Genomic DNA, 13,827 nt, shown 5'->3' with positions numbered 1-13,827 from the left:
CAGGGTCCGTACCGCGTGGTACGGACCGTCGCTCCCGTCGTTGCCGACGCCGCGCACCGGCGCGGGCGGCCACGCTCCGCGACCCCTCCCGCGGAGCACCCCCGGGCGCGCGGCCGGGGCGGCGGCGGTAGGACGGATACGGACCCGGCCGGGAGGAGAGTCCGTGAAGATCGTCGTCGTCGGCGCCTCGCTGGCCGGGCTGCGCGCCGCGGAGACGCTGCGCGACGAGGGCTTCGCCGGGCGGCTGACCGTGGTCGGCGAGGAGCGCCGCCCCCCGTACGACCGTCCGCCGCTGTCCAAGCAGGTGCTGCTCGGGCGGGTGCGCGCCGAGGAGACCGCGCTGCCGCGCCGACGCGAGGTGGACGCGGAGTGGCGGCTCGGCGTCCGCGCGACCGGCGTGGACGGGGCGGCCAGGCAGGTGCTGCTCGCGACCGGCGAACGGCTGCCCTACGACCGGCTGCTGATCGCGACGGGCACCCGGGCCAGGCCCTGGCCGGACCCCGCGCAGGCCGCCCTCGACGGGGTGTTCACCCTGCGCACCGCCGACGACGCGGCCGGGCTGGCCGAGCGGCTGGCGGCCGGCCCGCGGCGGGTGCTGGTGATCGGTGCCGGATTCACCGGCTCCGAGATCGCCTCCGCCTGCCGGGAACGCGGCGTGGCGGTGACGGTCGCGGAGCGCGGCCCCGCCCCGCTGGTCGGCGCCCTCGGCGGGGCCTTCGGCGCCTTCGCGGCCAGGGTCCAGCGCGCCCACGGGGTCGACCTGCGCTGCGGGGTGACCGTCACCGCGCTCCACGGCCGGGACGGTCGGCTCACCGGGGCCGAGCTCTCCGACGGCAGCCGGATCGAGGCGGACGTCGCCGTGGTCGCCCTGGGGGCCGTCCGCAACACCGAGTGGCTGGCCGACTCCGGGCTCGCCGCCGGTCGGCGTGGCATCGCCTGCGACGCCGGCTGCCGTGCCTTCGACATGTACGGGATCGTCACCGACGACGTCTTCGTCGCGGGTGATGTCGCCCGCTTCCCGCACCCGCTCTTCGAGTACCAGTTGCTCTCCCTCGAACACTGGGGCAACGCGGTCGCCCAGGCCGCGGTGGCGGCCCACAACATGGTCAGCCCGGGGCCGCGCCGGCTGCCGCACCTGAGCGTGCCCGCCTTCTGGTCCAGCCAGTTCGGCCTCAACATCAAGTCCGTCGGCGTGCCGACCTTCTCCGACCACGTGGTGGTCGCCCAGGGCTCGCCGGAGGAGCGGCGGTTCGTCGCGGTCTACGGGTACCGGGGCCGGATCACGGCCGCCGTGAGCGTGAACCGGGCCAAGTGGCTGGAGCACTACCAGGGGCTGATCGAGACCGCCGCCCCGTTCCCGCCCGACTGGGTCGGCGTGGAGCCTCCGCCCTCCCGCACCCCCGTCCCGTCCGACGTGCCCGATCCGAAGGTGCTCTCGCACGGTCCCACCGTCGCGCTCACCGGTCACCTGCCCGACCGGCGGCTGACCTTTCGGCGCTGGGACGGCTGAGCACCGTCCCGGCGCCGCGGACCGCCGCCGCCACCCCCGAGGAGCCCGCCATGGCCACCACCGACACCCCCGGCACCGGTTCCGCCGGCACCGGTTCCGCCGGCACCCTGTACCGCCGGATCACCGACTACGCCAACCGCGCCGACCCCTACCCCCTCTACGCCGAGCTGCGCGAGCACGGCGTGGCCCGCCAGGACGACGGCGGCTACCTGGTCGGCACCTACCACGAGGTCGCCGCGCTGCTCCACGACCCGCGGATCAGCTCCGACCGCCGCAACCGCACCGTCCCGGACGAGGTGCAATCCGTCCCGGTCGCCTTCATCGGCCGCGACGACCCCGAGCACGAACGGCTGCGCAACATCGCCATGCGCCCCTTCGGCCCGCCGCACGCGCCCGGCCGGGTCGACGCCATGCACGACGAGATCACCGCGATCGCCGGGGAGTTGATCGACGGGCTGCGCGGCCGCGACCGGATCGACCTCGTCGAGGACTTCGCCTACCCGCTCCCCGTCACCGTGATCTGCCGGCTGCTCGGGGTGCCGCGCGAGGACGAACCCCGGTTCCACGCCTGGTCCGAGACCCTGATCGAGGGCTTCGACCCCACCCCCGGCACCGACCCGGCCGAGCGGCAGCGGGTGGCCCTCCAGGCCCGGACGGAGATGGGGCTGTACCTCGGCGAACTCGCCGAGAGCCGCCGCGGCAGGCCCTCCGGCGACATGCTCTCCGCCTTCGTCAACGACCCCGGCCCGGGGGGCGGCTTCACCACGCCTGAGCTGATGGCCACCGCCGTCCTGCTGCTCATCGCCGGGCACGAGACGACCGTCAACCTGGTCACCAACAGCGTGCTCACCCTGCTGCGCCATCCCGAGGCCCTCCGACTGGTGCGCGAACGGCCCGAGTTGATGCCGGGCATGGTGGAGGAGGTGCTGCGCTACGAGCCCCCGGTCCAACTGCTGCCGCAGCGCACCGCGCTGACCGACGTCGAGGTCGACGGCGTCACCATCCCCAAGGGCGCGCCGCTGGTCCTGGTCCTCGCCGCCGGCAACCGGGACCCGCGGCGGTTCCGCGACCCGGACCGCTTCGACCCGACCCGGCAGGACAACCAGCACCTCGGCTTCGGCAGCGGCGTGCACAGCTGCTTCGGCGCGCCGCTCGCCAGGGTCGAGGGGCAGATCGCCCTCACCGCGCTCGTCCGCCGCCTCGACGACCCCCGCCTGCTCCAGGACCCGCCCGTGTACCGCCGCAGCCCGATCCTGCGCGGGCCCCGCCACCTGCCGCTGGCGGTCTCCGGCATCACGGACTGAGCGTGCCGCCCCAGCCGTCCGGGCGCCCTCGGTCCCGGGGGCCGGGCAGCGCGGCGTACGGGACGAAGGTGCTGGTGTGCTCGTCGACGGCCAGCGGCCGGCCGATGGCCGGGGCGGAGCGCTGCGGGCAGGCCGGGCGTTCGCAGACCTTGCAGCCGAGGCCGATCGGGGTGGCGGCCGCCTCGTCGCCGAGGTCCAGGCCGGCGGAGTAGACCAGTCGGCCGGCATGCCGGATCTCGCAGCCGAGGCCGATGGCGAAGGTCTTGCCGGGGCGGCCCCAGCCGCCGGGCGAGCGGGTGACGGCGCGGGCGGTCCAGAGGTAGCGGCGGCCGTCCGGCATGGCGGCGACCTGGACGTGGACGCGCCCGGGGGCGGCGAAGGCGTCGTAGACGTTCCACAGCGGGCAGGTGCCGCCGGTGCGGGAGAAGTGGAAGGGCGTGGCGGACTGGCGCTTCGAGACGTTCCCGGCCCGGTCGACGCGTACGAAGGAGAACGGCACGCCGCGCAGGCCGGGGCGCTGGAGGGTGCTGAGCCGGTGGCAGACCGTCTCGTAGCCGACGCCGAAGTGGTCGGCGAGGTGCTCGATGTCGTAGCGGGCCGCCTCCGCCTGGGCGTGGAAGGCGGCGTAGGGCAGGACGAGGGCGGCGGCGAAGTAGTTGGCCAGGCCGATGCGGGTGAGCGCGAAGGCGGTGGAGCCCTCCGGGCTGTCCTGGGAGGCGAGTTCGGACAGCAGGGAGTCGTGTTCCAGGTAGGCCAGTTGCGTGGCCATCCGGAAGGCCTGCTGGCCGGGGCGCAGCCGGTCGGACAGCCGGAGGGTCCGGGTAGGCTCGTCGTACCGGTGGAGTTGTCCGCCTCCGGTGGCGATCCGGACCCGGTGCCCGGTGGCGAGCCGTTCGGCCAGCACCGTCCTGACCTCGCCGCGCCGCAGGCCGATGGACGTCGCCAACTCCTCGGCGGCCGTGTCGAGTTCGTGGAGGTAGTTCCGGCGGCGGTAGAAGAACTCGCGGACCTGCTCGTGCGGGGTGTGCGTGTCGACCCCGAGGCCGCGGTCTCCGGCGAGGACGGCGAGCCGCTCGGCGGCGTCCCGGCGGCCGCGGGCCAGGTCGCTCAACAGCCGTGCCACGGCGGGCAGTCGGGCGGCGAGCTCGTCGAGGTCCCCGCCGGTGACCCGGCCGGCCGTGACCTCCTCGCCGAGGGCATCGCGCAGTTCGGCGGTGAGCCGGGCGCTGTCGGGCGGGGCGAAGTAGCCGGCCTCGACGCCGAAGGCCTCGGTGAGGCGCAGCAGGACGGGCACGGTGAGGGGCCGGGCGTCGTGCTCCAACTGGTTGACGTAGCTGGGCGAGAGGTCGAGCAGCCGGGCGAGGGCGGCCTGGCTGAGGCCGCGCTCCTCGCGCAGGCGGCGCAGCCGTGCACCGGCGAAGGCCTTTCCCATGGTGTCGTTCTCCCCGCTGTGCGCATCGGTCGATCCGGCGCGGGCAGCCTAGCCGCAGGGCAGCCGTGCAGGCCTTCGCAACCTTCGCGGATTCACCGGGAAGCGTTCGCAGAAGTTGGCCGCGGTCCACCGGTGACGGCGGCTCGGCGGGGGTGCCAGAGTCGGTGCTGCGGCCGGGAGGTGCGCAGGACAGCCGCAGAACACCAGGTCGCTCGCGGTCCGGTGGGCTGTCCGGGCCTCCACGTCCCGCGGTGCGCCACCGCAGCCCGGCACCGTCCGGCCGCCCACTCGCCCTCGCGGTGAGGTGCGTCACATCCTTCGCAACGAGCAAACGAGCACCCTGGGGAGCAGACCCATGACTCAGTCGGTCCGGCAGCAGCAGGAGCAGCAGGCGGCGGAGCTCGCCGCCCGGTGGGCCTCCGACCCGCGGTGGGCGGGCATCGAGCGCACGTACACGGCGGCGGATGTGGTCCGGCTGTCCGGGACGGTGCGCGAGGAGCACACCCTGGCCCGGCGCGGCGCCGAGCGGCTGTGGCGGCAGCTGCACGAGCAGGACTACGTCCACGCGCTCGGCGCGCTGACCGGCGGCCAGGCCGTGCAGATGGTGAAGGCCGGGCTGCAGGCGATCTACCTGTCCGGCTGGCAGGTCGCGGCCGACGCCAACCAGGCCGGGCAGACGTACCCGGACCAGAGCCTCTACCCCGCCAACTCCGTTCCCCAGGTGGTGCGTCGGATCAACAACGCGCTGCTGCGGGCGGACGGGATCGACGCGGCGGAGGGCACCGGCGGCCCGGACTGGCTGGTGCCGATCGTCGCCGACGCGGAGGCCGGCTTCGGCGGCCCGCTGAACGCCTTCGAGCTCACCAAGGGCATGATCGCGGCCGGCGCGGCGGGCATCCACTACGAGGACCAGCTGGCCTCCGAGAAGAAGTGCGGCCACCTCGGCGGCAAGGTGCTCGTCCCCACCGCCCAGCACATCCGCACCCTGAACGCCGCCCGCCTGGCCGCCGACATCGCCGCCGTGCCGACCCTGATCGTCGCCCGCACCGACGCGCTCGCCGCCAACCTGCTGACCAGCGACGTGGACGAGCGCGACGCCCGGTTCTGCACCGGCGAGCGGACGGCCGAGGGCTTCTACCGGGTCGAGCCCGGCATGGCCCCGGTGATCTCGCGCGGCCTGGCCTTCGCCCCGTACGCGGACCTGCTCTGGGTGGAGACCGGCACCCCGGACCTGGAGCAGGCCCGGGAGTTCGCCGAGGCGGTCAAGGCCGAGCACCCGGACACGATGCTCGCCTACAACTGCTCGCCCTCCTTCAACTGGAAGGCCGCGCTGGACGACGACCAGATCGCCAAGTTCCAGCGGGAGTTGGGGGCGATGGGCTACCGCTTCCAGTTCATCACGCTGGCCGGCTTCCACGCCCTCAACCACTCGATGTTCCAGCTCGCCCGCGGCTACGCCGAGCACGGGATGACGGCCTACGTCGACCTCCAGGAGGCCGAGTTCGCGGCCGTGCCGGACGGCTACACCGCCGTGAAGCACCAGCGCGAGGTCGGCACCGGGTACTTCGACCTGGTCTCCACCGCGCTCAACCCGAACGCCGAGACGCTCGCCCTGACCGGCTCCACCGAGGCCGAGCAGTTCCACTGAGCCCGAAGGAGGCCGCCGGGCCCGAAGCGGGCCGCCGAGCCGGAAGGACAGCACCACCGAGCCACCCTGGCGGCCGCTTTGGGGAGCGGCCGCCGCCCACCCCGCCGCCCGGGGCCTCGTTGAGGGACGAGGCCCCGGGCGCCTCCCACCCGCCCCTGGAGCACCGGATGAGCCAGCCCAGCCGCATCGAGGTCCTCGGAGAACACGAGGACCGCTTCGACGAGATCCTCACCCCCGAGGCGCTCGCCTTCCTCGCCCGTCTGCACGACCGGTTCGCCGCCCGTCGCACCGCGCTGCTCGCCGAACGCGACCGGCGCCGCGCCGAGTTGGCGGACGGCGGCAGCCTCGACTTCCTCCCCGGGACCCGCGCCGTCCGCGAGGACAGCACCTGGCGCGTGGCCGGCGCCGGGCCGGGCCTGGCCGACCGCCGGGTGGAGATCACCGGCCCGCCCGAGCGCCGGATGACCGTCAACGCGCTCAACTCCGGTGCCAGGGTGTGGCTCGCCGACTTCGAGGACGCCACCACCCCCACCTGGCACAACCTGGTCTCCGGACAGCTCAACCTGGTCGACGCGGTCGAACGCCGGATCGACGACACCACCCCGGAGGGCAAGCGCTACCGCATCGGCGACTCCCCCGCCACCATCGTCGTCCGCCCGCGCGGCTGGCACCTCGACGAGCAGCACCTGCTGGTCGACGGCCGCCCCGCCGTCGGCGCCCTGGTCGACTTCGGCCTCTACCTCTTCCACTGCGGCAAGCCCCAGATCGAGCGCGGCAGCGGCCCGTACTTCTACCTGCCCAAGCTGGAGGACCACCGCGAAGCCCGGCTCTGGAACGAGGTCTTCGCCTTCGCCCAGGCCGAGTTGGGCATCCCGCACGGCACGATCCGGGCCACCGTGCTGATCGAGACCATCACCGCGGCCTTCGAGATGGACGAGATCCTCTACGAGCTGCGCGAGCACGCCGCCGGGCTCAACGCCGGGCGCTGGGACTACCTGTTCAGCCTGATCAAGAACTTCGCCCAGCACGGCCCGCGCTACGTCCTGCCGGACCGCGCCACCCTCACCATGACCCAGCCCTTCCTGCGCGCCTACACCGACCTGCTGGTGCGCACCTGCCACCGGCGCGGCGCCCACGCCATCGGCGGCATGGCCGCCGCCATCCCCCAACGCGCCCCGGAGGCCAACGCGGTGGCCCTCACCAAGGTGCGCGCCGACAAGGAGCGGGAGGCCGGCGACGGCTTCGACGGCTCCTGGGTCGCCCACCCCGGCCTGGTCGCCACCTGCCGCACCGCCTTCGACGACGTCCTCGGCGACCGGCCGAACCAGCTCGACCGCACCCGCGAGGACGTCGAGGTCACCGCCGCCGACCTGCTCGGCGTGCACAGGCTGTCCGCCGGCCTGCCGACCGACCAGGGGCTGCGCTCCAACATCGCCGTCGCCCTGCGCTACCTCACCGCCTGGCTCGGCGGTTCCGGAGCCGTCGCCGTCTTCGGGCTGATGGAGGACGTCGCCACCGCCGAGATCGCCCGCTGCCAGATCTGGCAGTGGCAGCACCACTGCACCCGGCTGACCGGCGGCTCGCTCGTCACCCCGGACATGGTGCGGCGCCTGATCGACCGGGAGCGCGCCACGCTGCTCGCCGAGGGCGCCGACCCGACGCTGGTGGACGACGCGGTGCGGATCCTGGAGGACACCGCCCTCGGCGCCGAACTGCCCGCCTTCCTCACCACCGAGGCCTACGCCCGCCACCTCGTGCGGATCCGCACCGCGGCCTGAGCCGCCCCACCACGGAGGCAGTGCACCATGAACGACATCCGCCGCGTCGCGGTCGTCGGCGCCGGACAGATGGGCGCCGGCATCGCCGAGGTCTTCGCCCGCGCCGGGCTCGACACCGTCGTCTGCGAGGCCGGCCGGGACGCCCTGCGCACCGCCCGGGCCCGGATCGACCGCTCGCTGCACCGCGCCGCCGACCGCGGCCGGATCAGCGAGGAGCAGCGCACCGACGCCTGGGCCCACCTGCTGTTCGCCGACGACCTGGAGGCGCTCGCCGACCGCCAGTTGGTGGTCGAGGCCGTCGTCGAGGACGAACGGGTCAAGACCGAGGTGCTCAGCACCCTGGACAAGGTGCTCGTCGCCGAGGACGCCGTCCTGGCCACCAACACCTCGGCCATCCCGGTCACCCGCCTCGGCATCACCACGGGCCGCGCCTCCCACGTCCTGGGGCTGCACTTCTTCAACCCGGCCCCGGTGATGCCGCTGGTCGAGCTGGTGGCCTCGCTGCACACCGCCCCGACCGTCCTCGACCGGGTGGAGGGCTTCGCCCGGGACGTCCTCGGCAAGCACGTCGTCCACTCCCGCGACCGGGCCGGCTTCGTGGTCAACGCCCTGCTGGTGCCGTACCTGCTCGCCGCGATCCGGATGGCCGAGGCCGGCCACGCCAGCCCCGAGGACATCGACGCCGGGATGGTCCACGGCTGCGCCCACCCCATGGGGCCGCTCCAACTCGCCGACCTGATCGGGCTGGACACCGTCGAGGCGATCGCCCGGTCCATGTACGAGGAGTACAAGGAGCCGCTGTACGCGCCCCCGCCGCTGCTCTCCCGCATGGTGGAGGCCGGACTGCTCGGCCGCAAGAGCGGACGGGGGTTCCACGCGCACGCCTCGGCGTGACGAGCGCGCCCCGCCGGTGCCCGGCTCCCGTCGCGGAGGGCCGGGCACCGGCGGGGCGGCGTGGGTTCAGGCGGTGACGCGTCCGGGCGCTCCAGCCGCTCCGGGTACTCCAGCCGCTCCGGCTGAAAGGACGTCCGCCCGGTGGCAGTCCGGTCGGGGCCCCTGGTGCGGCACACCCGGCCCCTCCCGCCGCCGGGCCCGGTCGCGTTCCGCCCCGTCGAGGACGGCTCGGTGGACGGCGCGGGCCAGCCGGGAGCCCCAGACCGACCGCGGGCCGCCGAAGGGGTCGGCCGCCTCGCCGTCGACCGGGCTGCGGACGGCCACGCACACGGCGTCGGACGGGGTGCCCGAGCACGAGTAGCCGGCGTCCAGGAGGGCCTGCACCTTCGCCTCGGTGGCCGTCGCCAGCAGGTTCACCAGCCCCGCGTCGGCCACCGGCGCGGGCACGACCGCGAGGATGTTGATCGTCCCCGGGACGTACGGTCCGGTCGGTGCCGCGGCTGCCGCGGCCCAGGTCGGGACGCCGATGCCGGTCGTCACCAGGGCGACGGCGCCGCCGTCCTCACCCCAGGTGCAGTCGTCGACCTCCGCTGCGGTCATCAGCCCGACGCCCGGCCCGCGCAGGCCCTCGGCCTCCGCCAGCTCCGCCAGGTGCCGCTCCGGGTCCATCCGACTGTAGCCGGGCCGGACCTGGGCGTTCACCACCCAGCCGCGCTCACCGATCCCCCCGCCCAGCACGCCGCTGCTGACCATCCGCCAGCCCGGGCCGGCCTTCCACACCAGCAGGTGACGACACGAGCCGTCCTCCGACCGCGCGGACCGGAGGACGGCGGGTCGCCGCAGCTCGGACACCAGGCTGTTCGCTGTGATCACCTCAGAGGCAGGGGGCGGTCGGGGCCGGCCCGGTCCGGCGGCGTGGTGCGGTGATCACCGGCGGAGGAGGCCCTGTGGATCCTAGCCCCGCGAGACCGGTCCGCAGGATTCGCGGGCTCCGCAGGTTCGCGGGCTCCGCAAGTTCACACGATCCGCGGATTCGCACGATCCGCGGATTCGCAGGATTCGCGGTTTCGCAGCCCGGAGCTGTCCGGATTCCGCGGATTGGCCTGCTGGATCCCCGCCCGCCGGCGCGGCAGCCTGGAGCGTACGAGCCCGTCAGGGCGGTCCCGACACTCCCGAGGAGTCCCGTGATCGAGCACCACGTCCGCGTCCATCCCAGCGCCGACCGGCTGCCGCGAGAGGAGCAGTTGGCCTGGAAACTGGCCGCCGTCGCGACCGCCACCGAGGAACTGGACCCGGCCGCCGTGGGCATGGCCGTCAACCGGGTCGTCGACAACGCCTCGGTGGCGGTCGCGTCGCTGCTGCGCCGGCCGGTGGCGGTGGCCCGGTCCCAGGCGCTCGCGCACCACGGGGCGCCCGGCGCCCGGGTGTTCGGCAGCCTGGCCAGGGTCTCCCCCGAGTGGGCGGCCTGGGCCAACGGCACCGCCGTGCGCGAGCTGGACTTCCACGACACCTACCTCGCCGCCGACTACTCCCACCCCGGGGACAACATCCCGCCGCTGCTGGCCGTCGCCCAGCACACCGGGCGCACCGGCGCCGACCTGCTGCGCGGCATCGTCACCGCCTACGAGGTCCACGTCGCCCTGGTCAAGGGCATCTGTCTGCACGCCCACCGGATCGACCACGTCGCGCACCTGAGCGCGGCCACCGCCTGCGGGCTCGGCGCGCTGCTGCGGCTGCCGACGGAGACGGTGTACCAGGCGGTGCAGCAGGCCGTGCACACCACGACGGCGACCCGGCAGTCCCGCAAGGGCGAGATCTCCAGCTGGAAGGCCTTCGCCCCGGCCTTCGCCGGCAAGGCCGCGATCGAGGCGGTGGACCGGGCGATGCGCGGCGAGACCTCGCCCTCCCCGGTCTACGAGGGCGAGGACGGCTTCCTCGCCTGGATGCTCGACGGCCCGGACGCCGACTACACCGTGCCGCTGCCCGAGCCCGGCGAACCACGCCGGGCGATCCTGGACACCTACACCAAGGAGCACTCCGCCGAGTACCAGGCCCAGGCGGTCATCGACCTGGCCCGGCGGCTGCGCGAGAAGACCGGGCCGCTGGAGCGGGTGCGCTCGGTGGTGCTGCACACCAGCCACCACACCCACCACGTCATCGGCTCCGGCGCCAACGACCCGCAGAAGTACGACCCGACGGCCAGCCGGGAGACCCTCGACCACTCGATCCCGTACATCCTCGCCGTGGCCCTGGAGGACGGCGGCTGGCACCACGAGCGCTCCTACGCCCCCGAGCGGGCCGCCCGGCCGTCGACCGTCGCCCTGTGGCGGAAGGTCAGCACGGTCGAGGACCCGGAGTGGACCCGCCGCTACCACGACCCCGACCCGCAGCAGCGGGCCTTCGGCGGCCGGATCGTGATCACCCTGGACGACGGCTCCGTCATCGAGGACGAACTGGCCGTCGCCGACGCCCACCCGGCCGGCGCCCGCCCCTTCGACCGCCCCGCGTACCAGCGGAAGTTCCGCACCCTCACCGAGGGCGTCGTCACCCCCGCCGACCAGGACCGCTTCCTGTCGGCCGCGGCCGGTCTCGCCGAGCTGACGGCCGCCGGCCTCGACGAACTGTTCCCAGCCGTCGACTTCGAGGCCGTCCGCGAGTTCGACCGCACCCTGCACGTGGTTGGGACGGGTGCGGGGCCGTCCCAGCCCGGTTCTGGGTACTCGTATCGCGTCCATGACTACGAACTCTTCGGTCGGTCACGGTCCGTCGGGTCGATACTCGGCCTTCCTGTCGGCGTCCGGGGCACGCTGGAGCCGCTTCGCGCACAACCGACCAAGCTCGCCGACCGCGGCTGGCTGCGCAAACTCGCCGACGGCCGGTTCACGATCGGGGTTGAGAGGATCCGACAGTGGAATAGCGCTGGACGGGCCGGAGCGCGTGGATCTTCACGAACCGCGCGGCGCGTTTCTTAGGTCGGTTCGTTGAGACAGCGCGCGAACACGCCAGTGAAACAGCGATGAAGCATGTACAAGGCGCTGACGTTGCTAAAGGTTCTTCCTCGGTCCGATCCTCCTCGACCCGTGAAGCGGGCTACCACGCTCTCGACACCCGCGCCGGTCCGTGACTTTCTGAACAACCTCGGCTCGAATCCCGCCGCGGCCAGGTGGGTGAGCTCGCGCGTCTGGCGAACGTGGCGAGCTCGTGGTCGGCGATCGTTCTTCTCACCCTGCCCTACCGTCCACCCGGCGCGAGTCCGGCCTCGAAGGCGATGATCGCCAGGTGGACGCGGTCCCGGGCCTCGAGCTTGGCGAACAGACGCGCGACATGGGTCTTCGCCGTCGCCGCGCTGATCACCAGCCGCTCGGCTATCTCAGCGTTCGACAGCCCCTGTCCGACCAGTGCCAGTACCTCGCGCTCCCGGTCGGTGATCCCCGCGATGGGACTCGAGTCCGCGGCGGGCTCGGTGTCCGGTTCGGGGGCCGTGGGGGTGGCGGGGGTGGAGGAGGTTCCGGCGAAGTCGGCGATCAGCCGTCGGGTGACGCTCGGCGCGATCAACGCATCGCCGGCCGCCACCACACGGATCGCGTCCAGGATCGCGTCCAGGGCCATGCTCTTGAGCAGGAATCCGCTGGCGCCGGCGCGCAGAGCGCCGTAGACGTACTCGTCGTCGTCGAAGGTCGTCAGCACCAGCACCTTGGGCGGGTCCGGCTCGGCGGTTGCCTGCCGGGTCGCCTCGATCCCGTCCATGCCCGGCATCCGGATGTCCATCACCACGACGTCCGGCCGCAGCCCACGCACCAGGCGCACCGCCTCGCGGCCGTCGCCGGCCTCGCCCACCACCTCCAGGTCGTCGGTGTCGCCGATCAGGATCCCGAGCCCGACCAGCATCAGCGGCTGGTCATCGACCAGCAGCACCCGCACGCTCATGCCGGGAGCCTCGCCGTCACCCGGAATCCGCCCTCCGGACGCCGGCCCGCGCTGAACTGGCCGGACAGCAACGTCACTCGCTCGCGCATGCCGAGCAGGCCGAAGCCGCTCCCGCCGGCCGCCGCCCAGGGCCTCGGACGGCCGGGCCCGCCGGGACCGTCGTCCCCGTCGTCCACCACCTCGATCCTCACTCCTTCCGACTCGTAACCGACCTCGACCCTGCACGTCCGCGCACCGGAATGCCGTACCACGTTCGTCACCGACTCCTGGATGATCCGAAATGCCGACAGTTCGATCTCCGGCGGCAGCGGACGCCGCTCGCCCCGCCAGTCCACGTGGACCCGCACCCCGGTGTCGGCCGTACGTTCGGCGAGCCGCGGGACATCGGCCAGGCTGCCGGCCGGCGCCAGCGGAGCGGCCCCCGGCATGGCCTCGTCCGGCTCGGCGCGGCGCAGCGCCCCGAGCATGCGCTGCAGCTCCAGCAGCGTCTGGCGGCTGGTGGACTCGATGCCGCTCAGCGCCTGCCGCGTCTGCTCGGGCTTGGTGTCCACGACCCGCGCCGCCGCTCCCGACAGCACCGTGATGATCCCGATGCTGTGCGCGACACTGTCGTGCAGTTCGCGGGCGATCCGCAGCCGCTCGGCCATGACGGCGCGGGCCGCCTTCTCCTCGTGCAGGGCTCCGAGGTACTCACGGCGCTTGCGGTACACCCCTCCGAAGATCCACGCGACCGCGAACCACAACGCGAACCCCCCGGCCCACTGGACCGCGTCGCCGACGGACTGCTCGCGGTCGTGGATGTCGTTGACGAAAGCGGCCACGACGCCCGCGACGGAGCCGACGGCGGCAGCCTTCGGCCGCCGGACGGCGAGATACCCGCCCAAGGCGACGAGCAGGACCAACATGATGACGGGCCGGGCGCCGAAGGCGTCGCCGAGGACCGATTCGCCCAGGATCACCGCGAAGACGGTCGCCGGCAGACGGCGCACCAGCAGAACCGGAAGGGCGAGCACGACGCACAGACCCAGCATCTGGACGGGCTCAAGGTCGGGGAACCCGAACAGGGAGTGCTCAGGATCCGGGGTCCCCATCGTCAAGGGGATCATCAGCGCGTACAGGCCGGCGGTGGCCAGCACCACGGCCTGTGACGTCAGCCGGGTCACGCGCTTCGATGTCGAGAGACGTTGGAGGAGCTCTTCCATGCGGAGATCGTATTCAGTGGCGTGGGCTCCGCGCGTCGCCCCGGGGATGTACGCGGGGTACACCCCCGGGCCGACGGCCTGGGGAACGCGAAATCCACCGGCCGACGCGATGGATCATGGTCCGTTCCTAGG

Annotated in this window: 9 protein-coding genes and 1 pseudogene; 6 read left to right on the top strand and 4 right to left on the bottom strand. The window is 73.7% G+C overall.

Going from position 1 to position 13,827, the window contains the following annotated elements:
• Nucleotides 1-163 precede the first annotated feature (163 nt).
• Both ACFCY1_RS37275 and ACFCY1_RS37270 read left to right on the top strand, forming a co-directional pair.
• Nucleotides 164-1,510, top strand: coding sequence for an NAD(P)/FAD-dependent oxidoreductase (locus ACFCY1_RS37275; protein ID WP_375877410.1), 1,347 nt, complete (start codon nucleotides 164-166; stop codon nucleotides 1,508-1,510).
• Between the two features lie 50 nt (nucleotides 1,511-1,560).
• Complete coding sequence (locus tag ACFCY1_RS37270) at nucleotides 1,561-2,814, top strand: cytochrome P450 (RefSeq protein WP_375877409.1); 1,254 nt, start codon at nucleotides 1,561-1,563, stop codon at nucleotides 2,812-2,814.
• Here the strand turns inward: ACFCY1_RS37270 and ACFCY1_RS37265 are convergent.
• The gene (locus tag ACFCY1_RS37265; protein WP_375877408.1) at nucleotides 2,804-4,246 is read right to left on the bottom strand and encodes a short-chain fatty acyl-CoA regulator family protein; all 1,443 of its coding nucleotides are present in this window, start codon (nucleotides 4,244-4,246) and stop codon (nucleotides 2,804-2,806) included. The genes ACFCY1_RS37270 and ACFCY1_RS37265 overlap by 11 nt on opposite strands.
• 355 nt (nucleotides 4,247-4,601) lie before the next feature.
• Here ACFCY1_RS37265 and aceA point away from each other — a divergent pair, with 355 nt between their 5' ends.
• The 3 genes from aceA (at nucleotide 4,602) to ACFCY1_RS37250 (ending at nucleotide 8,566) form a co-directional block, all read left to right on the top strand.
• Nucleotides 4,602-5,894: an isocitrate lyase gene (aceA, locus tag ACFCY1_RS37260; protein WP_375877407.1), complete on the top strand. Its 1,293-nt coding sequence runs from the start codon at nucleotides 4,602-4,604 to the stop codon at nucleotides 5,892-5,894.
• Between the two features lie 167 nt (nucleotides 5,895-6,061).
• On the top strand, nucleotides 6,062-7,672 hold the full coding sequence (gene aceB, locus ACFCY1_RS37255) for a malate synthase A (RefSeq protein ID WP_375877406.1): 1,611 nt from the start codon (nucleotides 6,062-6,064) through the stop codon (nucleotides 7,670-7,672).
• A gap of 27 nt (nucleotides 7,673-7,699) precedes the next feature.
• The gene (locus ACFCY1_RS37250; protein WP_117486396.1) at nucleotides 7,700-8,566 is read left to right on the top strand and encodes a 3-hydroxybutyryl-CoA dehydrogenase; all 867 of its coding nucleotides are present in this window, start codon (nucleotides 7,700-7,702) and stop codon (nucleotides 8,564-8,566) included.
• A 66-nt stretch (nucleotides 8,567-8,632) separates the two neighbouring features.
• Here the strand turns inward: ACFCY1_RS37250 and ACFCY1_RS37245 are convergent, their stop codons facing one another.
• A complete protein-coding gene (locus tag ACFCY1_RS37245) occupies nucleotides 8,633-9,439 on the bottom strand; it encodes an adenosylcobinamide amidohydrolase (protein ID WP_375877405.1) in 807 nt (268 codons plus the stop codon).
• Between the two features lie 311 nt (nucleotides 9,440-9,750).
• Between ACFCY1_RS37245 and ACFCY1_RS37240 the strand changes: the two are divergent.
• A pseudogene (locus tag ACFCY1_RS37240) lies at nucleotides 9,751-11,238 on the top strand (MmgE/PrpD family protein); the annotation flags it as partial.
• A gap of 559 nt (nucleotides 11,239-11,797) precedes the next feature.
• Here ACFCY1_RS37240 and ACFCY1_RS37235 read toward each other — a convergent pair.
• Entirely contained in the window at nucleotides 11,798-12,493 is a 696-nt protein-coding gene (locus ACFCY1_RS37235) for a response regulator (RefSeq protein WP_375877404.1), read from the bottom strand.
• Nucleotides 12,490-13,758, bottom strand: a complete 1,269-nt coding sequence (locus ACFCY1_RS37230; RefSeq protein WP_375877403.1) for a sensor histidine kinase — start codon at nucleotides 13,756-13,758, stop codon at nucleotides 12,490-12,492. Before ACFCY1_RS37230 ends, ACFCY1_RS37235 begins: the two co-directional genes overlap by 4 nt.
• Nucleotides 13,759-13,827: the final 69 nt, after the last annotated feature.

Origin of the sequence: Kitasatospora sp. NPDC056273 (genome assembly GCF_042268845.1) — a bacterium.
In the GTDB taxonomy this organism is placed as follows: Bacteria; Actinomycetota; Actinomycetes; order Streptomycetales; family Streptomycetaceae; genus Kitasatospora.
The sequence above is the reverse complement of the archived record's forward strand: the minus strand, read 5'-3'. Positions and strand labels throughout refer to the sequence as shown.

What these genes read in the sequence shown, in the direction of transcription:
- aceA (WP_375877407.1), top strand. Translation starts at nt 4,602, where the DNA reads ATGACTCAGTCGGTCCGGCAGCAGCAGGAGCAGCAGGCGGCGGAGCTC.
- ACFCY1_RS37265 (WP_375877408.1), bottom strand. Translation starts at nt 4,246, where the DNA reads ATGGGAAAGGCCTTCGCCGGTGCACGGCTGCGCCGCCTGCGCGAGGAG.
- ACFCY1_RS37235 (WP_375877404.1), bottom strand. Translation starts at nt 12,493, where the DNA reads ATGAGCGTGCGGGTGCTGCTGGTCGATGACCAGCCGCTGATGCTGGTC.
- ACFCY1_RS37250 (WP_117486396.1), top strand. Translation starts at nt 7,700, where the DNA reads ATGAACGACATCCGCCGCGTCGCGGTCGTCGGCGCCGGACAGATGGGC.
- aceB (WP_375877406.1), top strand. Translation starts at nt 6,062, where the DNA reads ATGAGCCAGCCCAGCCGCATCGAGGTCCTCGGAGAACACGAGGACCGC.
- ACFCY1_RS37270 (WP_375877409.1), top strand. Translation starts at nt 1,561, where the DNA reads ATGGCCACCACCGACACCCCCGGCACCGGTTCCGCCGGCACCGGTTCC.